We start from the raw sequence: 21,109 nt of genomic DNA, 5'->3' as shown, positions 1-21,109 counted from the left end.
GCCCGTGATCTAGCTGTAAAGACGACGACATAGGGGACATAGTGCTCGACGTCAACTTCTTCGACGAGCTGCGCATCGGTCTCGCCACCGCCGACGACATCCGTCAGTGGTCGCACGGCGAGGTCAAGAAGCCCGAGACGATCAACTACCGCACCCTCAAGCCGGAAAAGGACGGGCTCTTCTGCGAGAAGATCTTCGGTCCGCAGCGGGACTGGGAGTGCTACTGCGGTAAGTACAAGCGGGTCCGGTTCAAGGGCATCATCTGCGAGCGCTGCGGCGTCGAGGTGACCCGCTCCAAGGTTCGCCGGGAGCGCATGGGGCACATCGAGCTGGCCGCTCCGGTGACCCACATCTGGTACTTCAAGGGCGTGCCGAGCCGGCTGGGCTACCTGCTGGACCTCGCCCCGAAGGACCTCGAAAAGATCATCTACTTCGCCTCGTACGTCGTGACGAGCGTGGACGCCGAGTCGCGTCACCGTGACCTCTCGACCATCGAGAACGAGATCCTCGCCGAGAAGCGGCAGTCGGAGAACAGCCGCGACTCGGAGATCGAGAAGCGGGCCGCCAAACTGGAGGCCGACCTGGCCGAGCTGGAGGCCGAGGGCGCGAAGGCGGACGTCCGGCGCAAGGTCAAGGAGGGCGGAGAGCGCGAGATGCGCCAGATCCGCGACCGGGCCCAGCGCGAGATCGACCGCCTCGACGAGGTGCTCGACACCTTCCGCAAGCTGGAGCCGAAGCAGCTCGTCACCGACGAGCTGCTCTACCGGGAGCTGCGCGACCGGTTCGGCGAGTACTTCACGGGCGGCATGGGCGCCGAGGCGATCAAGGCGCTGGTCCAGAACATGGACCTCGACGCCGAGGCCGAGAGCCTGCGCGAGACCATCCGCTCCGGCAAGGGCCAGCGGAAGATCCGGGCGCTCAAGCGGCTCAAGGTCGTCGCGGCGTTCCTGAACACCCGCAACTCGCCGCTCGGCATGGTGCTGGACTGCGTCCCGGTCATCCCGCCGGACCTGCGCCCGATGGTGCAGCTCGACGGTGGCCGCTTCGCGACGTCCGACCTGAACGACCTGTACCGCCGCGTGATCAACCGGAACAACCGCCTCAAGCGGCTGATCGACCTCGGTGCGCCCGAGATCATCGTCAACAACGAGAAGCGGATGCTCCAGGAGGCCGTCGACGCGCTGTTCGACAACGGCCGCCGCGGCCGGCCGGTCACCGGCCCGGGTAACCGCCCGCTCAAGTCGCTGTCCGACATGCTCAAGGGCAAGCAGGGCCGGTTCCGGCAGAACCTGCTCGGCAAGCGCGTCGACTACTCCGGCCGTTCGGTCATCGTGGTCGGCCCGAAGCTGAAGCTGCACCAGTGCGGCCTGCCCAAGCAGATGGCGCTGGAGCTGTTCAAGCCGTTCGTGATGAAGCGGCTGGTCGACCTCAACCACGCGCAGAACATCAAGTCCGCCAAGCGGATGGTCGAGCGGCAGCGCCCGGTCGTGTGGGACGTGCTGGAAGAGGTCATCGGCGAGCACCCGGTGCTGCTCAACCGCGCGCCGACCCTGCACCGCCTGGGCATCCAGGCCTTCGAGCCGCAGCTGGTCGAGGGCAAGGCCATCCAGATCCACCCGCTGGTCTGCACCGCGTTCAACGCCGACTTCGACGGCGACCAGATGGCGGTGCACGTGCCGCTGTCGGCCGAGGCGCAGGCCGAGGCGCGGATCCTGATGCTGTCGTCGAACAACATCCTCAAGCCGGCCGACGGCAAGCCGGTCACCATGCCCACCCAGGACATGGTCATCGGCCTCTACCACCTCACCCACCTCACCACCGGTGAGAAGGGCGAGGGCCGGGCGTTCAGCTCGGACGCCGAGGCGCGGATGGCGTTCGACGCCGGCGAGCTGCACCTGCAGGCGCCGGTGCGGATCCGGCTGCGCGGGCTGGTCGGGGTCGACAACGGCGCCGGCGCGCAGCCGTGGGTCGCGCCGGAGGGCTGGGTCGAGGGTGAGCCGCTCACCGTCGAGACCACCCTGGGCCGGGTGCTGTTCAACGAGACGCTGCCGCAGGGCTACCGCTTCGTGAACTACGAGATCCGCAAGGGTCAGCTCTCCGCGATCGTCAACGACCTCGCCGAGCGCTTCCCGAAGGTCGCCCTCGCCGCGACCCTCGACGGGCTCAAGGAGGCCGGTTTCCACTGGGCCACCTGGTCCGGCGTGACGATCGGCATGGAGGACGTCATCGCTCCGCCGCGCAAGCGGGAGATCCTGGAGCGGTACGAGAAGGAAGCCGACCGGATCGACAAGCAGTACCAGCGTGGTCTGATGACCGCCGAGGAGCGTCGCGGCGAGCTCATCGAGATCTGGACCAAGGCGACCAACGAGGTCGCCAAGGAGATGGACACCGCGCTGCCGCAGGAGAACCCGCTGTGGAAGATGATCAACTCGGGTGCCCGCGGTAACCTGCTCCAGCTCCGCCAGATCGCCGCGATCCGTGGTCTGGTGGCCAACCCCAAGGGCGAGATCATCCCGCGACCCATCAAGGCGTCGTACCGGGAGGGTCTCTCCGTGCTGGAATACTTCATCTCCACGCACGGTGCCCGTAAGGGTCTGGCCGACACCGCGCTGCGGACCGCCGACTCGGGTTACCTGACCCGTCGTCTGGTGGACGTCTCGCAGGACGTCATCATCCGCGAGGAGGACTGCGGCACCGACCGGGCCATCCCGATGCAGATCGGCGAGCGGCGCGACGGCAAGCTGTACGTCCACGAGCACGCCGAGACCAGCGTCCACGCCCGGACTCTGGCCGACGACATCAAGGGCCCGGACGGCACGGTCGTCGCCCACCGGGGCCAGGACATCAACTCCATCCTGGTCGACGCGATCGTCGCCGCCGGGACGGAGACGGTGCGGGTGCGCAGCGTGCTCACCTGCGAGTCGAAGCTGGGCGTCTGCGGTGCGTGCTACGGCCGTTCGCTGCCGACCGGCAAGACCGTGGACGTCGGCGAGGCGGTCGGCATCATCGCCGCCCAGTCGATCGGTGAGCCCGGTACGCAGCTGACGATGCGTACGTTCCACACCGGTGGTGTCGCGGGTGAGGACATCACCCAGGGTCTGCCCCGGGTCCAGGAGATCTTCGAGGCCCGCGTCCCGAAGGGCAAGGCGCCCATCGCCGACACCCCGGGCCGGATCCGGATCGAGGACGGCGAGCGGTCGCGGAAGATCATCGTGGTGCCGGACGACGGCTCCGACGAGATCGTCTACGACAAGATCTCCAAGCGGGTCCGGCTGCGGGCCCACGACGGCGACCACGTCGAGGTCGGCGAGAAGCTCACCGAGGGCACCATCGACCCGCACGAGCTGCTGCGCATCCTCGGCCCGCGCGCGGTCCAGGTCCACCTGACCCAGGAGGTCCAGGAGGTCTACCGCTCGCAGGGTGTGCTCATCCACGACAAGCACATCGAGATCATCATCCGCCAGATGCTCAAGCGGGTGACGGTCATCGACTCCGGCTCGACCGAGTTCCTGCCGGGCGTGCTGGTCGACCGGGCGCTGTTCGAGTCGGAGAACCGCCGGCTCGTCGGCGAGGGCGGCGAGCCCGCCGCCGGTCGCCCCGTGCTGATGGGTATCACCAAGGCCTCGCTGGCCACGGACTCCTGGCTGTCGGCGGCCTCCTTCCAGGAGACCACCCGGGTGCTGACGGACGCGGCGATCCACGCCCGCAGCGACTCGCTGATCGGCCTCAAGGAGAACGTGATCATCGGTAAGCTCATCCCGGCCGGTACGGGCATCAGCAAGTACCGCAACGTCCGGGTCGAGCCGACCGAGGAGGCCAAGGCCAAGGTCTACTCGATGACCGGATACCCGGAGACCGACTACGGCTTCGGGCCGGCCAGCGGGCAGGCCGTGCCGCTGGACGACTTCGACTTCGGGTCGTACCGCTAAAGATCACGCACTGACGACGAGGCCCCCGGCGCACCGCCGGGGGCCTCGTCGCGTCGGGCCGTGCGACACCGCCATGTCGCCGAGCTGGCGGGGTCGCCGGCCCGGGATACCGCTATCTCTCCGTGGTCGGCTGGGATCGTCGCGGGGGACGGGCATGATGGAGGGCATGACGATCGCACCCGGGCAGGTGCCCGTCGCCCCGCACGGGGCACGCCATCCGCTCGACCCCGACCCGGTGCGCTCCAGCAAGGCCCGGGCGGTCTTCGCGCTCGGCCTGATGGGCGCGCTGACCGGGCTGTTCGTCGGCGGGGTGGTGCCGGCCACGCTCGCTCTCGTGCTGGCCCGGCAGGCCCGCCGTGAGGCGTACGCCTCCGGGGGTTTCCTCACCGGCGCGGCCTGGCTGCGACGCGGGGAGCGCCTGGCCTGGGCCGGGCTGGTCCTGGTCGCGGCGGCCGTGGTGGCGGCCCTGGTGATCGGCCTGGTGCGGTTGGCCGGAGCGCCGTTCGGGCACGACTACGCCCCGAACGTGGACTGACCGTCCCGCGCGGGGGAGACGCCGACGCGCGCCCACGGGGCTGGCCGGGCGACGGTAGCCTGGCCGGTGTCCGCCGCGCGGCGGTGGACGACGACCGGTGACAGGAGGCCCTCGTGACGGAACCGGCGCGGCCCTCGGGCGGGTCGGCGGAGGGATCCGCCGCGCACCCGGATCCGGCGGGGTCGCCGGCAGCGCCGGAGGAGAGCCCGTGGGCCCGGCCCGCCACCGGCACCGATCCGGGGGCACCGGGCATCCCTACCGTCCCCGCCCCGCCGTCGGTCTCGCCTTCGTCGGCCTCCCCACCGATCGGGAGCACCGGCCCCTCTGCCGGCGCGTTCCCGCAGCCCGACCCGTTTCCCGGGCCGGGTCCCGGCCCGGCGGCCGGCTCCCCGCCGCAGTTCGGCCCAGGCCCGGGGGCCGGCGACGCCGCGCAGCCGAATTCCGGGCCACCGCCGGCCCCCGCCGCACCGCCGACTTCGCCCGAGCCGTGGTCCCCCGCCGCGCAGTCGTCTCCCTCGGCGCAGCCGGGCCCCGCCGTGCCGCCGTCCCCCTCGGCGTCGGGTTCCGCGTCGCAGCCGGCTCCGCCCGCGCATCCGGCTCTCTCGGCACCACCGGCCTCTCCTGCCCAGCCGGGCCCCCCGGCACCGCCAGCTTCCTTCGCGCCGCCGTCTTCCCCTGTGCAGCCGGCCTCCTTCGTGCAGCCGGGCCCCCCGGCATCGCCGGCTTCTCCCGCGCAGTCTGCGCCCTTCGTGCAGCCTGGCCACGCACCACAGTCGGCGGCCGGGCCGCATCCGGCTCCCGCTTCCTGGCCGGGGCACCCCGGCACGACCACCCATCCGGGGGGCGCGCCGGGCGGCTACCCGGGTCAGGCGCCGGGCGGTGCCTGGGGCGGACCGAGCGGCGGCTGGGGCGGACCGAGCGGCGGCTGGGGCGGACCAGGCGGCGGCTGGGGCGGACCGGGCGCTGGCCGGGGGGCGGTGCCCCCGCCGCCGAAGGACGCGGCCCGACCGCCCAAGCGGGTCGACCCGGTGCCGGGCACCCCGTTCGGCGTGGTGCATCTCGACGTGCCCCCGGTGACGTCCGGGCTCGCGATCGGGTCCCTGGTGGCGGGCATCGCCTCCGCACTGGTGTCGCTCCTGGTGATCTGCCTCGGGGCGACCGCCGGCAGCCAGGGGGCCTGGGCCGCCGGTGTGTTCGCGGTCCTCGGGCTGCTGGCCGGCACGGCCGCGGTGGTGGCCGGTGCGCTCGGCCGGCGGCAGATCCGGCGTCCGGCACCCCCGCCGGCGGTGCGCTTCACGGGCCGGGGGCTGGCGGTGGCCGGGATCAGCTGCGGCGTGGTGGGCGTGGTGCTCAGCCTGCTGGGCCTCGGCCTGGGGCTGCTGCTCGCCCTGAGCTGAGTCTCCGCCCGTGCTGCGGCTGGTCCGGCTTGATCGACACCATGTCGGCGACATGGCGGGGTCGTGGGTGCCTGGATACCGCCATGTCGCCGACATGGCGGCCCGGCCCGGGGCAGCCGGCCCGGGGCCGCTCCGGCGGGGGCCGGGCCGGGTGCGGTGGCCCCGGCGGAACCGGGCCGGCGGCTCAGAGGCAGGGCGGGGCGGCGGCGTTACCCAGGGCCGACGGGCCGGGTGCCGCGGTAGCCGTTACACTTGTTTCTGTAGGTGCCCATCGCAAGTGGGCAGGCGCGACGGTTCGGCCGGCAGGGCGGTGACGCTGATCTCCGGGACCTCTCCGTTTTGACCTGTGCGGCTGTGATAGGTACTCTTTCCCCTTGTGCCCGGGCTCGCCCGGGCAACTCGTGCGTGCGTCGGAACCGGGTTCCCGGTGATCGCGCGGCAGCACGACAGAGAGCCAGAAGACCCGGCGCGCGGTGACCGTGTGCCGGTGACAGAAATCCGGTGCGCGCGCGAGCGGCTGCACCGGGACCGTGAGCCGGGCGACACGCCCGACCGCGGGTGCCGGGACCTCCGCAAGGCGGGCCTGGCCGGAATGTAGGAGAGCCTTTCCACGAGGGATGGCTACGAGCAGACGGCGCGGTCGCCGGAAGGCGGCCGAAGGGAGCGGAGAAACCCGGTGCCCACGATCCAGCAGCTGGTCCGAAAGGGCCGCCAGGCGAAGACGAGTAAGACCAAGACCCCGGCGCTGAAGGGTTCCCCTCAGCGGCGCGGCGTGTGCACCCGCGTGTACACCACCACCCCGAAGAAGCCGAACTCGGCGCTGCGCAAGGTCGCTCGTGTCAAGCTCAGCAGCCAGATCGAGGTGACCGCCTACATCCCGGGCGTGGGTCACAACCTGCAGGAGCACTCCATCGTGCTCGTCCGCGGCGGCCGGGTGAAGGACCTCCCCGGCGTGCGTTACAAGATCGTCCGCGGTTCGCTGGACACCCAGGGTGTCCGTAACCGCAAGCAGGCGCGCAGCCGTTACGGCGCGAAGAAGGAGAAGAGCTGAGATGCCGCGTAAGGGACCCGCTCCGCGGAAGCCGCTGGTCGCTGACCCGGTGTACAACTCGCCGTTGGTCACCCAGCTGGTGAACAAGATCCTGCTGCGCGGCAAGCGCCAGCTCGCCGAGCGCATCGTGTACGCGGCCCTGGAGGGCTGCCGCGAGAAGTCCGGCACCGACCCGGTCGTCACCCTGAAGCGGGCGATGGACAACGTCAAGCCGACCCTCGAGGTGCGCAGCCGCCGTGTCGGTGGCGCCACCTACCAGGTCCCGGTCGAGGTCCGGCCGGCCCGGGCGACCACCCTGGGCCTGCGCTGGCTGGTCACCTACTCCCGCGCCCGGCGCGAGAAGACCATGATCGAGCGGCTGATGAACGAGCTGCTGGACGCGAGCAACGGCCTCGGTGCCGCCGTCAAGCGGCGCGAGGACACGCACAAGATGGCCGAGTCGAACAAGGCCTTCGCGCACTACCGCTGGTAACACATCTGGTTCCGGCGCCCGCGTGGCGCCGGAACCACCACCAGTTGTGTCGAGACGACGATAAGTAGGGATTGAAGTGGCCGCCGCAGACGCGCTCGCCAACGTACGCAACATCGGCATCATGGCGCACATCGATGCCGGTAAGACCACTACCACCGAGCGGATCCTCTTCTACACCGGTATCACGTACAAGATCGGTGAGGTCCACGAGGGCGCTGCCGTCATGGACTGGATGGAGCAGGAGCAGGAGCGTGGTATCACCATCACCTCCGCTGCCACCAAGTGTGAGTGGAAGGGCCACACGATCCAGATCATCGACACGCCCGGTCACGTCGACTTCACGGTCGAGGTCGAGCGGTCGCTGCGGGTGCTGGACGGTGCGGTCGCGGTCTACGACGGCGTGGCCGGCGTGGAGCCGCAGACGGAGAACGTCTGGCGTCAGGCCGACAAGTACAACGTCCCGCGGATGTGCTTCGTCAACAAGCTCGACCGGACCGGCGCGGACTTCTTCCGCTGCGTCCAGATGATGATCGACCGGCTGAACGCGACCCCGCTGGTGCTCCAGATCCCGATCGGGCTCGAGGGCGACCACATCGGTGTCGTCGACCTGATCGGCATGCGTGCCCTCACCTGGCGCGGGGAGACCCAGAAGGGTGAGGACTACGCGATCGAGGAGATCCCGGCCGACCTCGCCGACTCCGCTGCGGAGTGGCGCGAGAAGCTGATGGAGACCCTGGCCGACGTCGACGACGCGGTGATGGAGAAGTACCTGGAGGGCGAGGAGATCTCCGTCGAGGAGATCAAGGCCGCCATCCGGCGGGCCACGATCGCCAGCAAGGCCAACCCGGTGCTGTGCGGCTCGGCGTTCAAGAACAAGGGCGTGCAGCCCATGCTCGACGCCGTGGTCGACTTCCTGCCGTCGCCGCTGGACATCCCGGCCATCGAGGGCACCGCGACCGACGGCGAGACGCCGCTGCAGCGGAAGCCGTCGAAGAAGGAGCCGTTCTCCGGTCTCGCCTTCAAGATCCAGACCGACAAGCACCTCGGCAAGCTCACCTACGTCCGGGTCTACTCCGGCGTGGTCGAGTCCGGGTCCCAGGTGGTCAACTCCACCAAGGACCGCAAGGAGCGCATCGGCAAGATCTACCAGATGCACGCCAACAAGCGGGAAGAGCGCGGCTCGGCCCAGGCTGGCGACATCATCGCGGTGCAGGGTCTCAAGCAGACCACCACCGGTGACACGCTGTGCGACCCGGCGAACCCGGTCATCCTGGAGTCGATGACCTTCCCGGAGCCGGTCATCGAGGTCGCCATCGAGCCGAAGACCAAGGCCGACCAGGAGAAGCTCAGCACCGCCATCCAGCGGCTGGCCGAGGAGGACCCGACCTTCCGCGTCAAGCTGGACGACGAGACCGGCCAGACGGTCATCTCCGGCATGGGCGAGCTGCACCTGGACATCCTGGTCGACCGGATGCGCCGCGAGTTCAACGTCGAGGCGAACATCGGCAAGCCGCAGGTGGCGTACCGCGAGACCATCCGCCGCAAGGTGGAGAAGGTCGAGTTCACCCACAAGAAGCAGACCGGTGGTTCCGGCCAGTACGCCCGGGTCATCATCAGCCTGGAGCCGCTGCCGCTGGACAACGACTCGCCGACCTACGAGTTCGCGAACGCCGTCACCGGTGGCCGCATCCCCCGGGAGTTCATCCCGTCGGTGGACGCGGGCGCCCAGGACGCCATGCAGTACGGCATTCTCGCCGGCTTCCCGCTGGTGGGTGTCAAGCTGACCCTGGTGGACGGCCAGTACCACGAGGTCGACTCGTCCGAGATGGCGTTCAAGATCGCTGGCTCGATGGCGCTGAAGGAGGCGGCCCGCAAGGCCGACCCGGCGCTGCTGGAGCCGGTGATGTCCGTTGAGGTCACCACTCCTGAGGAGAACATGGGTGACGTCATCGGCGACCTCAACTCCCGCCGTGGCATCATCCAGGCGATGGAGGAGCGCAGCGGCACCCGCATCGTGAGGGCGCTGGTGCCGCTGTCGGAGATGTTCGGCTACGTCGGCGACCTGCGGTCGAAGACCCAGGGCCGGGCTAGCTACAGCATGCAGTTCGACTCCTACGCCGAGATTCCGGCCTCGGTGGCCAAGGAGATCATCGCCAAGGCGACTGGTGAGTGACGCTCGCCTGAGCTGATCCGATGAATCGGGGCTGGTCGCGGGAGGGATTCCCGCCCGCGGCCACCTCGGTCGGGTTGTGTGAGACCGGGCCTGTAGGCTTCATCGCCGCAGAACCCACAAAAGCTCTCCGGCCGTCAGGCCGGAAAGGCTGTCGACAGAGTCCTAAGCGCCTACCTGGCGTGCCGGGGCGAGAAGAACCAAGAAGTCCACAGGAGGACACCAGTGGCGAAGGCGAAGTTCGAGCGGACTAAGCCGCACGTCAACATCGGCACCATTGGTCACATCGACCACGGTAAGACGACGCTGACGGCGGCCATCACCAAGGTCCTGCACGACCAGTTCCCGGACCTGAACCCGTACACCCCGTTCGACGAGATCGACAAGGCGCCGGAGGAGAAGGCCCGCGGCATCACGATCTCCATCGCGCACGTCGAGTACCAGACCGAGGCGCGGCACTACGCGCACGTCGACTGCCCCGGGCACGCCGACTACATCAAGAACATGATCACCGGTGCCGCGCAGATGGACGGCGCGATCCTGGTGGTGGCGGCGACCGACGGCCCGATGCCGCAGACCCGCGAGCACGTGCTGCTGGCCCGTCAGGTCGGTGTGCCGTACATCGTCGTGGCGCTCAACAAGAGCGACATGGTCGACGACGCCGAGCTCCTGGAGCTCGTCGAGCTCGAGGTCCGCGAGCTGCTCTCCTCGCAGGAGTACCCGGGCGACGACCTGCCGGTCGTGCAGGTCTCCGCGCTGAAGGCGCTCGAGGGCGACCCGGTGTGGACCGAGAAGCTGCTCGAGCTGATGAACGCGGTCGACACCGCGATCCCGCAGCCGGAGCGCGAGACCGAGAAGCCGTTCCTCATGCCCGTCGAGGACGTCTTCACGATCACCGGTCGTGGCACCGTCGTCACCGGTCGTGTCGAGCGTGGCGTGCTGCTCCCGAACGAGGACGTCGAGGTCGTCGGCATCCGCGAGAAGGGCTTCAAGACCAAGGTCACCGCGATCGAGATGTTCCGGAAGACCCTGGACGACGCGCGCGCGGGTGAGAACGTCGGTCTCCTGCTGCGTGGCACCAAGCGCGAGGACGTCGAGCGCGGCATGGTCGTCATCAAGCCGGGCACCACGACCCCGCACACGGAGTTCGAGGCGACGGTCTACATCCTCTCCAAGGAGGAGGGCGGCCGGCACACCCCGTTCTTCCAGAACTACCGCCCGCAGTTCTACTTCCGCACCACGGACGTCACCGGCGTCGTCACGCTGCCCGAGGGCACCGAGATGGTCATGCCGGGCGACAACACCACGATGAGCGTCAAGCTCATCCAGCCCATCGCGATGGAGGAAAACCTCAAGTTCGCGATCCGGGAGGGTGGCCGTACGGTCGGCGCGGGTCGGGTCACCAAGATCGTCAAGTGAACTGGGTAACCCCGATTAGCGTCGCCGCCGGTCGTGCGGCATACTAGTCAGGTTGCGTAACGGCAGTTCCTCGCCCGTGTCCGGCATCCGCTGGACCTCCGGGTCGTTGAACAGTCGCGCGTAGGGTGGTTGGCCTGCCACTGTGCGGCCAACCACCCTCGCACGGCGTCCGGGTCGCGGTGAACGCGATCGGCGCCATTGACCCACCGCATGGCCAGCAGAGCTCCGGGGTCCCGGGGCGGAGCCTGGTCCTAGGGCGCGACACGCCCGACCGCGGGGGTCGGCGGAAGTGGGCCTGCACCAGCCGGTGCAGGCGCCCGCAACACAGCGGCATCGAGAGAAGGAACAGAAGCCACCATGGCGGGACAGAAGATCCGCATCCGGCTCAAGGCCTATGACCACGAGGTCGTCGACTCCTCGGCTCGGAAGATCGTCGAGACGGTGACGCGTACCGGGGCGCAGGTCGCTGGCCCGGTGCCGCTGCCCACGGAGATCAACCGTTTCTGCGTTATCCGCTCGCCGCACAAGTACAAGGACTCGCGCGAGCACTTCGAGATGCGTACGCACAAGCGGCTGATCGACATCATCGACCCGACCCCGAAGACGGTCGACTCGCTCATGCGCCTCGACCTGCCGGCTGGCGTCGACATCGAGATCAAGCTGTAGGGACCGGACAAATGGACAGGCAAGTCAAGGGGATCCTGGGCGCCAAGCTCGGCATGACCCAGGTCTGGGACAACAACAAGGTTGTGCCCGTGACCGTGGTGCAGGCCGGCCCGTGCGTCGTCAGCCAGGTTCGTAGCGCCGAGAAGGACGGTTACTCCGCGGTCCAGCTCGCGTACGGCACCATCGACCCGCGCAAGGTCAAGAAGCCGGTCAGCGGGCACTACGCGAAGGCGGACGTGGCGCCGCGCCGGCACATCGTCGAGCTGCGCACCAAGGACGCCGCGGACTACTCGCTGGGCCAGGAGGTCACGGTCGAGCAGTTCCCGGTGGGCGTCACCATCGACGTCACCGGCAAGACCAAGGGCAAGGGCTACGCCGGCCCGATGAAGCGGCACGGCTTCCACGGTCTGCGCGCCAGCCACGGTGTCGAGCGCAAGCACCGCTCGCCGGGCTCCATCGGCGCCTGCGCCACCCCGGGTCGCGTCTTCAAGGGCACCCGGATGGCGGGTCGGATGGGTGGCGTGCGCTACACCGTCCAGAACCTGACCGTCCAGGCGGTCGACACCGAGAACAACCTCCTGCTCGTCCGCGGCGCCATCCCCGGCCCGAAGGGCGCGCTGGTCCTGGTCCGCACCGCGGCCAAGGTCAAGGCGAAGAAGGGCGGTGCGGCCAAGTGACCACCGTTGACGTGCTCAACGTCGAAGGCACGAAGAGCGGCGCCGTCGAGCTGCCGTCCGACGTCTTCGACGTCCAGGCCAACATCGCGCTGATGCACCAGGTCGTGGTGGCCCAGCTCGCGGCCGCCCGGCAGGGCACGCACAAGACCAAGACCCGCGGCGAGGTCGCCGGTGGCGGCAAGAAGCCGTACAAGCAGAAGGGCACCGGTCGGGCCCGCCAGGGTTCGATCCGCGCGCCGCAGTTCGCCGGCGGTGGCGTGGTCCACGGCCCGGTGCCGCGCGACTACAGCCAGCGGACCCCGAAGAAGATGAAGGCCGCCGCCCTGCGTGGCGCCCTCTCCGACCGGGCCCGCGCCGGCCAGGTGCACGTCGTCGAGGCGTTCGTCTCGGGCGAGAAGCCGTCGACCAAGGCCGCCCTGGCCACGCTGGCCAAGCTGACCGAGGCGCGCCGCGTCCTGGTCGTGCTGAGCAGCACCGACGAGCTGAACTGGGTGTCGCTGCGCAACGAGCCGCGGGTGCACCTGATCGAGGCCGGCCAGCTCAACACGTACGACGTGCTGGTGGCCGACGACGTGGTCTTCACCAAGGACGCCCTGGACGAGTTCCTGGGTGTCCCGGCCGAGACCACCGAGGAGGGTGACAAGTGAGCACGATCGCCGATCCGCGTGACGTCATCATCGCGCCGGTCGTCTCGGAGAAGAGCTACAGCGAGCTGAACCGGAACTGGTACACCTTCCTGGTGCACCCGGACGCCAACAAGACCGAGATCAAGATCGCTATCCAGCAGATCTTCAACGTCCGCGTCCTGACGGTCAACACGCTCAACCGCGAGGGCAAGCGCAAGCGCACCAAGACCGGCTTCGGTCAGCGCAAGGCCACCAAGCGGGCGATCGTGAAGCTGGCTGACGGTGACCGTATCGAGGCCTTCGGCGGCCCGGTCAGCTGAGGGGTGTAGACAATGGCTATCCGTAAGTACAAGCCGACGACGCCGGGCCGGCGTGGCTCGAGCGTCGCCGACTTCGCCGAGATCACCCGGTCGACGCCCGAGAAGTCGCTGCTGGTTCCGCTGCCGAAGAAGGGCGGGCGTAACGCCCACGGCCGGATCACCGCGCGGCACCACGGTGGCGGCCACAAGCGCCAGTACCGTCTGATCGACTTCAAGCGGGTCGACAAGGACGGCGTCCCGGCGAAGGTCGCGCACATCGAGTACGACCCGAACCGCACCGCGCGCATCGCGCTGCTGCACTACGCCGACGGCGAGAAGCGGTACATCATCGCGCCGAAGGACCTGAAGCAGGGCGACGCGGTCGAGTCCGGTCCGGGCGCCGACATCAAGCCCGGCAACAACCTGCCGCTGCGCAACATCCCGGTCGGTACGACGATCCACAACGTGGAGCTTCGTCCGGGTGGCGGTGCCAAGCTGGCCCGCTCGGCCGGCGTCGGCATCCAGCTGCTCGGCCGGGAGGGCGCGTACGCGACCCTGCGTATGCCGTCCGGCGAGATCCGGCGGGTCGACGTGCGCTGCCGCGCCAGCGTCGGCGAGATCGGCAACGCCGACCAGTCGAACATCAACTGGGGCAAGGCCGGCCGGATGCGGTGGAAGGGCAAGCGCCCGACCGTCCGTGGTGTCGCCATGAACCCGGTCGACCACCCGCACGGTGGTGGTGAGGGCAAGACCTCCGGTGGTCGCCACCCGGTCAACCCGCAGGGTAAGCCCGAGGGCCGCACCCGTCGTAAGGGCCAGCCGAGCGACCGGCTGATCGTCCGCCGCCGCTACGCCACGCGTAAGCGCGGCTGAGGGAGATAAGACATGCCTCGCAGCCTGAAGAAGGGCCCGTTCGTCGACGACCACCTGCTCAAGAAGGTGGAGACGCAGAACGACAAGGGCTCGAAGAACGTCATCAAGACCTGGTCGCGGCGCTCGACGATCATCCCCGAGATGCTCGGCCACACGATCGCCGTGCACGACGGACGCAAGCACGTCCCGGTGTTCGTCACCGAGGCGATGGTCGGGCACAAGCTCGGCGAGTTCGCGCTGACCCGCACCTTCAAGGGTCACGAGAAGGACGACCGGAAGAGCCGCCGGCGCTGAGCCGCGGGCATACGGATAGAGGAACAAGGGGTTACAGCGATGCCAGGAAAGGGCGACGCTCCGGTGCTTCCGGGCGCGCGGGCGGTTGCGCGGCACGTGCGCATCTCGCCGATGAAGGCGCGCCGGGTGGTCAACCTCGTCCGCGGCCTGCCCGCGAAGGAGGCGCTCACGGTGCTGCAGTTCGCGCCGCAGGCTGCGAGCGAGCAGGTATACAAGGTGCTCGCTAGCGCGATCGCCAACGCGGAGAACAACGAGCGGCTGGACCCCGACGCGCTGCTCGTCAGCGAGGCGTTCGTCGACGAGGGCCCGACCATGAAGCGGTTCCGGCCGCGGGCGCAGGGCCGGGCGTACCGGATCCGCAAGCGCACCTGCCACATCACCGTGGCGGTCGAGGCGGTCGCGCCGGCCGCGCCGAAGAAGTCCGCGGCGAAGAAGGCCGCCCCGGCGCAGCAGCCTGCGGCCGCTGAGACGGAGAGCAAGACGGAGGGCGCCGAGTAATGGGTCAGAAGGTTCACCCCACTGGGTTCCGGCTCGGCATCTCGACCGACTGGAAGTCCCGCTGGTTCGCGGACAAGCTCTACAAGGACTACATCGGCGAGGACGTCAAGATCCGCCGGATGATGTCCAAGGGGCTCGAGCGCGCCGGCATCTCCAAGGTCGACATCGAGCGCACCCGGGACCGGGTCCGCGTCGACATCCACACCGCCCGGCCGGGCATCGTCATCGGCCGTAAGGGTGCGGAGGCCGACCGGATCCGCGGCGAGCTGGAGAAGCTCACCGGCAAGCAGGTGCAGCTGAACATCATCGAGGTGAAGAACCCCGAGTCGGACGCGCAGCTGGTCGCCCAGGGCGTCGCCGAGCAGCTCTCCAGCCGGGTCAGCTTCCGTCGGGCGATGCGCAAGGCGATGCAGTCGGCGATGAAGAACCCGGTCTGCAAGGGCATCCGGGTGCAGGTCTCGGGTCGCCTCGGCGGCGCCGAGATGAGCCGGACCGAGTTCTACCGCGAGGGCCGGGTTCCGCTGCACACGCTGCGGGCCAACATCGAGTACGGCTTCTTCGAGGCCCGTACCACCTTCGGCCGGATCGGCGTGAAGGTCTGGATCTACAAGGGTGACGCGGTGCCGGGTCGGGAGGCTCCGGCCGAGGCTCCGTCGCGCCCGCGCCGTGAGCGCGGCGACCGCCCCGAGCGGCCGCGCCGTGGTCGGTCCGGTTCGTCCGGCACGACCGCCGGTGGCACCGAGGCCGGCCGGGCTGCCGCGACCACGATCGCGCAGCAGGCCGAGACGCCGAGTGGCGAGCCGGTGGACGCGTCCGCCGTCGCCGCCGCGGCAGAAACGCAGCAGGAGGGCTGACAGATGCTGATGCCGCGCAAGCCCCCGAAGGGCTTCCGCAAGCCGCACCACCCGGACCGCCACGGTGCGTCCAAGGGTGGCAACCGCGTGGTGTTCGGCGAGTTCGGGATCCAGGCTCTCGAGCCGGCGTACGTGACGAACCGGCAGATCGAGTCGGCGCGTATCGCGATGACCCGTCACATCAAGCGTGGCGGTAAGGTCTGGATCTCGATCTTCCCGGACCAGGCCCTGACGAAGAAGCCGGCCGAGACCCGGATGGGTTCCGGCAAGGGCTCGCCCGAGTGGTGGGTCGCCAACGTCAAGCCGGGGCGGATCCTGTTCGAGATGTCCTTCCCCAACGAGCAGATCGCGCGAGAGGCGATGCGTCGCGCGATCCACAAGCTCCCGATGAAGTGCCGCATTGTTACGCGCGAAGTGGGTGAATCCTGATGGCAGCGGGCGTTAAGGCCTCCGAGCTGCGTGAGCTCTCCGAGGAGGAGCTGGTCACGAAGCTGCGTGAGGCCAAGGCGGAGCTGTTCAACCTCCGCGTGCAGGCCGCAACCGGGCAGCTGGACAACAACCGGCGGCTGCAGGTCATCCGTCGGGAGATCGCCCGGATCTACACGATCATGCGTGAGCGCGAGCTGGGTCTCTCGGTCGCGCCGACTGAGGTGACTGCATCATGAGCGAGACCGAGAACACCACCGTCGACGCACGGGCCCGCCGGAAGGTGCGTGAGGGCCTGGTGGTCAGCGACAAGATGGACAAGACCGTCGTGGTCGAGGTCGAGGACCGGGTCAAGCACGCGCTGTACGGCAAGATCATGCGCCGTACCCGCAAGCTGAAGGTGCACGACGAGCAGAACGCCGCCGGCATCGGCGACCGGGTCCTGATCATGGAGACCCGGCCGCTGTCCGCCACCAAGCGTTGGCGGATCGTGGAGATCCAGGAAAAGGCCAAGTAGCGAAGGCTCGAGCTCGCCCGGCGTCAGTCGGGCGCAGGTTCCGCCAGGCTCCGGCCGCGGCAGGCGGCCGGAGAACCGGCAGACATAGGAGATAGACGTGATTCAGCAGGAGTCGCGACTGCGCGTCGCCGACAACACGGGTGCCCGGGAGATCCTGTGCATCCGGGTGCTCGGTGGCTCCGGTCGGCGCTACGCGAGCATCGGCGACGTCATCGTGGCCACGGTCAAGGACGCGATCCCGGGTGCCGGTGTGAAGAAGGGCGACGTCGTCAAGGCCGTCGTCGTCCGCACCGCCAAGGAGAAGCGGCGGCCGGACGGCTCGTACATCCGCTTCGACGAGAACGCCGCCGTCATCATCAAGGACGGTGGGGACCCGCGCGGTACCCGTATCTTCGGCCCGGTGGGTCGGGAGCTGCGGGACAAGCGGTTCATGAAGATCATTTCCCTCGCGCCGGAGGTGTTGTGACCGTGAAGGTCAAGAAGGGCGACACGGTCGTCGTCATCGCCGGCAAGGACAAGGGTGCCAAGGGCAAGGTCATCGCGGCCTACCCGCGGCAGGACAAGGTCCTGGTCGAGGGCGTGAACCGGGTCAAGAAGCACACCCGCATCAGCACCACCCAGCGTGGCGCCAAGACCGGCGGCATCGTCACCCAGGAGGCACCGATCCACGTCTCCAACGTGATGGTCGTGGACTCCGACGGTAACCCGACCCGCGTCGGGTACCGGATCGACGACAACGGCCAGAAGGTCCGCATCGCGCGTAGCACCGGTAAGGACCTGTGATGACCACGGCTACCGAAACCAAGACCATGCCGCGCCTCAAGGAGCGGTACCGCAACGAGATCGTGGCCAAGCTGCAGGAGCAGCACAACTTCGGCAACCCCATGCAGGTGCCGCGGTTGGTCAAGATCGTCGTGAACATGGGTGTCGGCGAGGCCGCCCGGGACGCCAAGCTGATCGACGGCGCCGTGCGGGACCTGGCCACCATCACCGGCCAGAAGCCGCAGGTGCGGCGGGCGACCAAGTCCATCGCGCAGTTCAAGCTCCGCGAGGGCATGCCGATCGGCGCGAAGGTCACCCTCCGCGGCGACCGGATGTGGGAGTTCCTGGACCGCCTGCTCTCCATCGCGCTGCCGCGTATCCGCGACTTCCGCGGGCTGGACGGGCGCAAGCTCGACGGGCACGGCAACTACACGTTCGGCCTGACCGAGCAGTCGGTGTTCCACGAGATCGACCAGGACAAGATCGATCGCCAGCGGGGCATGGACATCACGGTGGTCACGACCGCCACGACCGACGACGAGGGCCGGGCGCTGCTCAAGCTCCTGGGCTTCCCGTTCAAGGAGAACTGAGATGGCCAAGAAGGCGCTGATCCTCAAGGCGGCCGCGAAGCCGAAGTTCTCGGTTCGCGCGTACACCCGCTGCCAGCGGTGCGGGCGTCCCAAGGCGGTCTACCGCAAGTTCGGTCTCTGCCGGGTCTGCATCCGGGAGATGGCCCACCGCGGTGAGCTGCCGGGCGTGTCCAAGGCTTCCTGGTAAGGGCGACCGCGCCCCGGCTGCCGGCCGGGGCCCCCTTGCACCGATCATGTATTGCTCTTCGCCGTAGGCCCGGGGCTGACCGCCCCGGGAACCCCGGCGAGAAAGGCTGACGAAATCCATGACGATGACCGACCCGATCGCAGACATGCTCACGCGTCTGCGTAACGCCAACCAGGCGTACCACGACCGGGTGACGATGCCCTACTCCAAGATCAAGGCGAACATCGCCGAGGTCCTGATGTCCGAGGGCTACATCGCCACCTGGTCGGTCGAGGAGCCCGAGGAGGGCGCCGTCGGCAAGCGACTGGTCGTCGAGCTGAAGTACGGCCAGAACCGCGAGCGGAGCCTGGCCGGCATCAAGCGCGTGTCCAAGCCCGGTCTCCGGGTGTACGCCAAGTCGGACGGGCTCCCGCGGGTGCTCGGCGGGCTGGGCGTGGCGATCATTTCGACGTCCCAGGGGCTGCTCACCGACCGGCAGGCCCGCAAGCGGAGCGTTGGCGGGGAAGTCCTCGCCTTCGTCTGGTAACGGGAGACAGGTAGAAATGTCGCGTATTGGACGTAAGTCGATCCCGGTGCCTGCCGGCGTCGACATCACGATCGACGGCCAGGCCGTCAAGGTCAAGGGCCCGAAGGGCGAGCTCGTGCACGTGCTCGCCGAGCCGATCACCGCGGAGCGGGCCGAGGACGGTCAGCTTCAGGTCAACCGGCCGAACGACGAGCGCAAGGCCAAGGAACTGCACGGCCTGAGCCGGACCCTGATCGCCAACATGATCGTCGGCGTGACCGAGGGCCACCGCAAGAGCCTGGAGATCGCCGGCACCGGTTACCGGGTCACGGCCAAGGGCAAGGACCTGGAGTTCGCGCTCGGGTTCTCGCACCCGGTGCTGGTCCCCGCGCCGGACGGCATCACCTTCACGGTGGAGAAGCCGACCGTCTTCCACGTGGCCGGCATCGACAAGCAGCTCGTCGGTGAGGTCGCCGCCAACATCCGGAAGATCCGCCCGCCGGAGCCCTACAAGGGCAAGGGCGTGAAGTACCAGGGCGAGGTCATCCGCCGCAAGGCCGGAAAGGCAGGTAAGAAGTGAGCGCCACGCTGCTCAAGCGTCGCCGCGGCGTCGCCGCCAAGCGCGCCGTCGGCCGTGCGCGTCGACACTTCCGGGTCCGCAAGAACGTCAGCGGCACCCCCGAGCGTCCCCGCCTGGTCGTCACTCGGTCGCTGCGTCACATCGTCGCGCAGGTCGTCGACGACACCAAGGGCCACACCCTGGCGTCGGCCTCGACCCTCGACGCGTCGGTGCGCGGCACCGAGGGCGACAAGAGCGCCCTGGCCGGCAAGGTCGGCGCTCTGCTTGCCGAGCGGGCCAAGGCCGCCGGCGTCTCGAAGGTCGTCTTCGACCGCGGTGGCAACCGGTACGCGGGGCGGGTCGCCGCGCTTGCCGACGCCGCCCGCGAAGCCGGGCTCGAGTTCTAGAAACCCCGTCACGAGAGATAAGGAAGGCTGCTGATGCCAGGTCAACAGCGCCGTGGCGGCGGGTCCGGTGGCAACGAGGGTGGTCGCCGCGACAACCGCCGTGAGGGCGGCCGCGGAAACGCGCCCGTCGAGAAGACCCCGCACATCGAGCGGGTCGTCGCGATCAACCGCGTCGCCAAGGTCGTGAAGGGTGGTCGTCGCTTCAGCTTCACCGCCCTGGTGATCGTGGGCGACGGCGACGGCACCGTCGGCGTGGGCTACGGAAAGGCCAAGGAGGTGCCCGCGGCGATCGCCAAGGGCGTCGAGGAGGCCAAGAAGCACTTCTTCAAGGTGCCGCGGATCGCTTCCTCGATCCCGCACCCGGTGACGGGTGAGGCCGCCGCCGGTGTGGTGCTGCTCAAGCCGGCCTCCGCCGGTACGGGCGTCATCGCCGGTGGCCCGGTGCGTGCCGTGCTGGAGTGCGCGGGCATCCACGACGTGCTCTCCAAGAGCCTCGGCTCGTCCAACCCGATCAACATCGTGCACGCCACGGTGGCGGCGCTGAAGGGGCTGGAGTCCCCGGAGGCCGTCGCGGCCCGTCGTGGCCTGCCGGTCGAGGACGTCGCGCCGGCCGCGATGCTCGCGTCGCGGGCGGGGGTGGCGTCCTGATGGCTCGCCTGAAGGTCACCCAGCTCCGGTCCGAGATCGGTGCCAAGCGCAACCAGCGTGAGTCGCTGCGTTCGCTCGGCCTGAAGCGGATCAACGACGTGGTGGTCAAGGAGGACCGTCCCGAGATCCGGGGCATGATCTTCGCGGTCAACCACCTCGTGAAGGTCGAGGAGGTCGAGTAATGACGATCAAGGTCCACCACCTGCGCCCGGCGCCCGGTGCCAAGACCGCGAAGACCCGCGTGGGTCGCGGTGAGGGCTCCAAGGGCAAGACCGCCGGTCGCGGTACCAAGGGTTCCAAGGCCCGCAAGAACATCTCGGCGGCGTTCGAGGGTGGGCAGATGCCCATCCACATGCGCCTGCCGAAGGTGAAGGGCTTCAAGAACAAGTTCAAGGTGGTCTTCCAGGTGGTCAACCTGGACAAGCTCGCCGAGCTGTTCCCGAACGGCGGTCAGGTCGGCCCGCAGGAGCTGGTCGAGGCCGGCGCGGTCCGCAAGGGTCACCCGGTCAAGGTGCTCGGCACCGGCGACCTGAACGGCGTGTCTCTCCAGGTGTCGGCGCAGGCGTTCAGCGCGTCGGCCAAGGAGAAGATCACCGCCGCCGGTGGCTCGGTCACCGAGCTTTAAGGCAGTGTCTGTGGCGCCCGCTCAGTTCTTCGTGACTGGGCGGGCGCCTCGGTCTACCCCGGGCGTCTCCACCGGGTAATATCGGATTCGATTTATGTAGCCGGGCACACCTGCCCGGACCGG

28 protein-coding genes are annotated in these 21,109 nt (G+C 69.1%); all 28 read left to right on the top strand.

Translation table 11 applies throughout. The features are described from left to right. Positions 1–41 precede the first annotated feature (41 nt). The 28 genes from ACVMYR_RS12700 to rplO all read left to right on the top strand — a co-directional run bounded on the left by ACVMYR_RS12700 (position 42) and on the right by rplO (position 20,986). Positions 42–3,929, top strand: a complete 3,888-nt coding sequence (locus ACVMYR_RS12700; RefSeq protein WP_077938295.1) for a DNA-directed RNA polymerase subunit beta' — start codon at positions 42–44, stop codon at positions 3,927–3,929. 166 nt (positions 3,930–4,095) lie between these two features. Continuing rightward, the gene (locus ACVMYR_RS12695; RefSeq protein WP_043965490.1) at positions 4,096–4,464 is read left to right on the top strand and encodes a hypothetical protein; all 369 of its coding nucleotides are present in this window, start codon (positions 4,096–4,098) and stop codon (positions 4,462–4,464) included. A 1,028-nt stretch (positions 4,465–5,492) separates the two neighbouring features. After that, complete coding sequence (locus ACVMYR_RS12690; RefSeq protein WP_043966510.1) at positions 5,493–5,861, top strand: DUF4190 domain-containing protein; 369 nt, start codon at positions 5,493–5,495, stop codon at positions 5,859–5,861. 676 nt (positions 5,862–6,537) lie between these two features. After that, entirely contained in the window at positions 6,538–6,912 is a 375-nt protein-coding gene (gene rpsL, locus ACVMYR_RS12685; RefSeq protein WP_014440718.1) for a 30S ribosomal protein S12, read from the top strand. 1 nt (position 6,913) lies between these two features. Next, positions 6,914–7,384, top strand: a complete 471-nt coding sequence (rpsG, locus tag ACVMYR_RS12680; protein WP_077938296.1) for a 30S ribosomal protein S7 — start codon at positions 6,914–6,916, stop codon at positions 7,382–7,384. 76 nt (positions 7,385–7,460) lie between these two features. After that, on the top strand, positions 7,461–9,557 hold the full coding sequence (fusA, locus tag ACVMYR_RS12675) for an elongation factor G (RefSeq protein WP_077938297.1): 2,097 nt from the start codon (positions 7,461–7,463) through the stop codon (positions 9,555–9,557). A gap of 222 nt (positions 9,558–9,779) precedes the next feature. Next, positions 9,780–10,973, top strand: a complete 1,194-nt coding sequence (gene tuf, locus ACVMYR_RS12670) for an elongation factor Tu (RefSeq protein WP_043965499.1) — start codon at positions 9,780–9,782, stop codon at positions 10,971–10,973. 357 nt (positions 10,974–11,330) lie between these two features. Further along, complete coding sequence (gene rpsJ / locus ACVMYR_RS12665) at positions 11,331–11,639, top strand: 30S ribosomal protein S10 (RefSeq protein ID WP_007073037.1); 309 nt, start codon at positions 11,331–11,333, stop codon at positions 11,637–11,639. A gap of 11 nt (positions 11,640–11,650) precedes the next feature. Then, complete coding sequence (gene rplC, locus ACVMYR_RS12660) at positions 11,651–12,316, top strand: 50S ribosomal protein L3 (protein WP_043965509.1); 666 nt, start codon at positions 11,651–11,653, stop codon at positions 12,314–12,316. After that, positions 12,313–12,963, top strand: coding sequence for a 50S ribosomal protein L4 (rplD, locus tag ACVMYR_RS12655; RefSeq protein ID WP_077938298.1), 651 nt, complete (start codon positions 12,313–12,315; stop codon positions 12,961–12,963). Before rplC ends, rplD begins: the two co-directional genes overlap by 4 nt. Beyond that, entirely contained in the window at positions 12,960–13,262 is a 303-nt protein-coding gene (gene rplW, locus ACVMYR_RS12650) for a 50S ribosomal protein L23 (protein ID WP_007073034.1), read from the top strand. Before rplD ends, rplW begins: the two co-directional genes overlap by 4 nt. A gap of 12 nt (positions 13,263–13,274) precedes the next feature. Further along, the gene (gene rplB, locus ACVMYR_RS12645; RefSeq protein WP_043965513.1) at positions 13,275–14,114 is read left to right on the top strand and encodes a 50S ribosomal protein L2; all 840 of its coding nucleotides are present in this window, start codon (positions 13,275–13,277) and stop codon (positions 14,112–14,114) included. A 12-nt stretch (positions 14,115–14,126) separates the two neighbouring features. Continuing rightward, entirely contained in the window at positions 14,127–14,408 is a 282-nt protein-coding gene (gene rpsS, locus ACVMYR_RS12640) for a 30S ribosomal protein S19 (protein ID WP_007073032.1), read from the top strand. A gap of 39 nt (positions 14,409–14,447) precedes the next feature. Further along, positions 14,448–14,906, top strand: a complete 459-nt coding sequence (gene rplV, locus ACVMYR_RS12635) for a 50S ribosomal protein L22 (protein WP_043965515.1) — start codon at positions 14,448–14,450, stop codon at positions 14,904–14,906. Then, positions 14,906–15,760, top strand: coding sequence for a 30S ribosomal protein S3 (rpsC, locus tag ACVMYR_RS12630; protein WP_043965517.1), 855 nt, complete (start codon positions 14,906–14,908; stop codon positions 15,758–15,760). Before rplV ends, rpsC begins: the two co-directional genes overlap by 1 nt. A gap of 3 nt (positions 15,761–15,763) precedes the next feature. Continuing rightward, entirely contained in the window at positions 15,764–16,189 is a 426-nt protein-coding gene (gene rplP / locus ACVMYR_RS12625; RefSeq protein WP_043965519.1) for a 50S ribosomal protein L16, read from the top strand. After that, on the top strand, positions 16,189–16,425 hold the full coding sequence (gene rpmC, locus ACVMYR_RS12620; protein WP_074472523.1) for a 50S ribosomal protein L29: 237 nt from the start codon (positions 16,189–16,191) through the stop codon (positions 16,423–16,425). The genes rplP and rpmC overlap by 1 nt, the downstream gene beginning before the upstream one ends. Continuing rightward, positions 16,422–16,703, top strand: coding sequence for a 30S ribosomal protein S17 (gene rpsQ, locus ACVMYR_RS12615; RefSeq protein WP_074472524.1), 282 nt, complete (start codon positions 16,422–16,424; stop codon positions 16,701–16,703). Before rpmC ends, rpsQ begins: the two co-directional genes overlap by 4 nt. Before the next feature lie 97 nt (positions 16,704–16,800). Then, positions 16,801–17,169, top strand: coding sequence for a 50S ribosomal protein L14 (gene rplN / locus ACVMYR_RS12610; protein ID WP_007073026.1), 369 nt, complete (start codon positions 16,801–16,803; stop codon positions 17,167–17,169). After that, the gene (gene rplX, locus ACVMYR_RS12605; protein ID WP_007073025.1) at positions 17,166–17,486 is read left to right on the top strand and encodes a 50S ribosomal protein L24; all 321 of its coding nucleotides are present in this window, start codon (positions 17,166–17,168) and stop codon (positions 17,484–17,486) included. The genes rplN and rplX overlap by 4 nt, the downstream gene beginning before the upstream one ends. Further along, a complete protein-coding gene (gene rplE, locus ACVMYR_RS12600; RefSeq protein ID WP_043965524.1) occupies positions 17,486–18,055 on the top strand; it encodes a 50S ribosomal protein L5 in 570 nt (189 codons plus the stop codon). Before rplX ends, rplE begins: the two co-directional genes overlap by 1 nt. A gap of 1 nt (position 18,056) precedes the next feature. Beyond that, the gene (locus ACVMYR_RS12595) at positions 18,057–18,242 is read left to right on the top strand and encodes a type Z 30S ribosomal protein S14 (RefSeq protein WP_007073023.1); all 186 of its coding nucleotides are present in this window, start codon (positions 18,057–18,059) and stop codon (positions 18,240–18,242) included. A 118-nt stretch (positions 18,243–18,360) separates the two neighbouring features. Then, positions 18,361–18,768 (top strand): 30S ribosomal protein S8, encoded by a 408-nt coding sequence (gene rpsH / locus ACVMYR_RS12590; RefSeq protein WP_043965527.1) that lies wholly within the window; start codon positions 18,361–18,363, stop codon positions 18,766–18,768. Positions 18,769–18,784: 16 nt separating this feature from the next. Then, a complete protein-coding gene (gene rplF / locus ACVMYR_RS12585; RefSeq protein ID WP_077938299.1) occupies positions 18,785–19,327 on the top strand; it encodes a 50S ribosomal protein L6 in 543 nt (180 codons plus the stop codon). After that, a complete protein-coding gene (rplR, locus tag ACVMYR_RS12580; protein ID WP_043965529.1) occupies positions 19,324–19,713 on the top strand; it encodes a 50S ribosomal protein L18 in 390 nt (129 codons plus the stop codon). The genes rplF and rplR overlap by 4 nt, the downstream gene beginning before the upstream one ends. A 33-nt stretch (positions 19,714–19,746) precedes the next feature. After that, positions 19,747–20,361, top strand: coding sequence for a 30S ribosomal protein S5 (rpsE, locus tag ACVMYR_RS12575; RefSeq protein WP_077938300.1), 615 nt, complete (start codon positions 19,747–19,749; stop codon positions 20,359–20,361). Then, a complete protein-coding gene (gene rpmD / locus ACVMYR_RS12570) occupies positions 20,361–20,543 on the top strand; it encodes a 50S ribosomal protein L30 (protein WP_043965530.1) in 183 nt (60 codons plus the stop codon). Before rpsE ends, rpmD begins: the two co-directional genes overlap by 1 nt. Beyond that, positions 20,543–20,986, top strand: coding sequence for a 50S ribosomal protein L15 (rplO, locus tag ACVMYR_RS12565; RefSeq protein ID WP_043965531.1), 444 nt, complete (start codon positions 20,543–20,545; stop codon positions 20,984–20,986). Before rpmD ends, rplO begins: the two co-directional genes overlap by 1 nt. Positions 20,987–21,109 lie beyond the last annotated feature (123 nt).

The sequence above is a fragment of the Micromonospora sp. PTRAS2 genome (genome assembly GCF_054052245.1).
This window is presented reverse-complemented; position numbering and strand designations above follow the sequence as displayed.

Excerpts from the sequence above, each read along its gene's own strand:
- ACVMYR_RS12695 (WP_043965490.1), top strand. The coding sequence starts at position 4,096 with ATGACGATCGCACCCGGGCAGGTGCCCGTCGCCCCGCACGGGGCACGC.
- rpsG (WP_077938296.1), top strand. The coding sequence starts at position 6,914 with ATGCCGCGTAAGGGACCCGCTCCGCGGAAGCCGCTGGTCGCTGACCCG.
- rpsJ (WP_007073037.1), top strand. The coding sequence starts at position 11,331 with ATGGCGGGACAGAAGATCCGCATCCGGCTCAAGGCCTATGACCACGAG.
- rplC (WP_043965509.1), top strand. The coding sequence starts at position 11,651 with ATGGACAGGCAAGTCAAGGGGATCCTGGGCGCCAAGCTCGGCATGACC.
- rplB (WP_043965513.1), top strand. The coding sequence starts at position 13,275 with ATGGCTATCCGTAAGTACAAGCCGACGACGCCGGGCCGGCGTGGCTCG.
- rpsS (WP_007073032.1), top strand. The coding sequence starts at position 14,127 with ATGCCTCGCAGCCTGAAGAAGGGCCCGTTCGTCGACGACCACCTGCTC.
- rplV (WP_043965515.1), top strand. The coding sequence starts at position 14,448 with ATGCCAGGAAAGGGCGACGCTCCGGTGCTTCCGGGCGCGCGGGCGGTT.
- rpsC (WP_043965517.1), top strand. The coding sequence starts at position 14,906 with ATGGGTCAGAAGGTTCACCCCACTGGGTTCCGGCTCGGCATCTCGACC.
- rplP (WP_043965519.1), top strand. The coding sequence starts at position 15,764 with ATGCTGATGCCGCGCAAGCCCCCGAAGGGCTTCCGCAAGCCGCACCAC.
- rpmC (WP_074472523.1), top strand. The coding sequence starts at position 16,189 with ATGGCAGCGGGCGTTAAGGCCTCCGAGCTGCGTGAGCTCTCCGAGGAG.
- rpsQ (WP_074472524.1), top strand. The coding sequence starts at position 16,422 with ATGAGCGAGACCGAGAACACCACCGTCGACGCACGGGCCCGCCGGAAG.
- rplE (WP_043965524.1), top strand. The coding sequence starts at position 17,486 with ATGACCACGGCTACCGAAACCAAGACCATGCCGCGCCTCAAGGAGCGG.
- ACVMYR_RS12595 (WP_007073023.1), top strand. The coding sequence starts at position 18,057 with ATGGCCAAGAAGGCGCTGATCCTCAAGGCGGCCGCGAAGCCGAAGTTC.
- rpsH (WP_043965527.1), top strand. The coding sequence starts at position 18,361 with ATGACGATGACCGACCCGATCGCAGACATGCTCACGCGTCTGCGTAAC.
- rplF (WP_077938299.1), top strand. The coding sequence starts at position 18,785 with ATGTCGCGTATTGGACGTAAGTCGATCCCGGTGCCTGCCGGCGTCGAC.
- rpsE (WP_077938300.1), top strand. The coding sequence starts at position 19,747 with ATGCCAGGTCAACAGCGCCGTGGCGGCGGGTCCGGTGGCAACGAGGGT.
- rpmD (WP_043965530.1), top strand. The coding sequence starts at position 20,361 with ATGGCTCGCCTGAAGGTCACCCAGCTCCGGTCCGAGATCGGTGCCAAG.
- rplO (WP_043965531.1), top strand. The coding sequence starts at position 20,543 with ATGACGATCAAGGTCCACCACCTGCGCCCGGCGCCCGGTGCCAAGACC.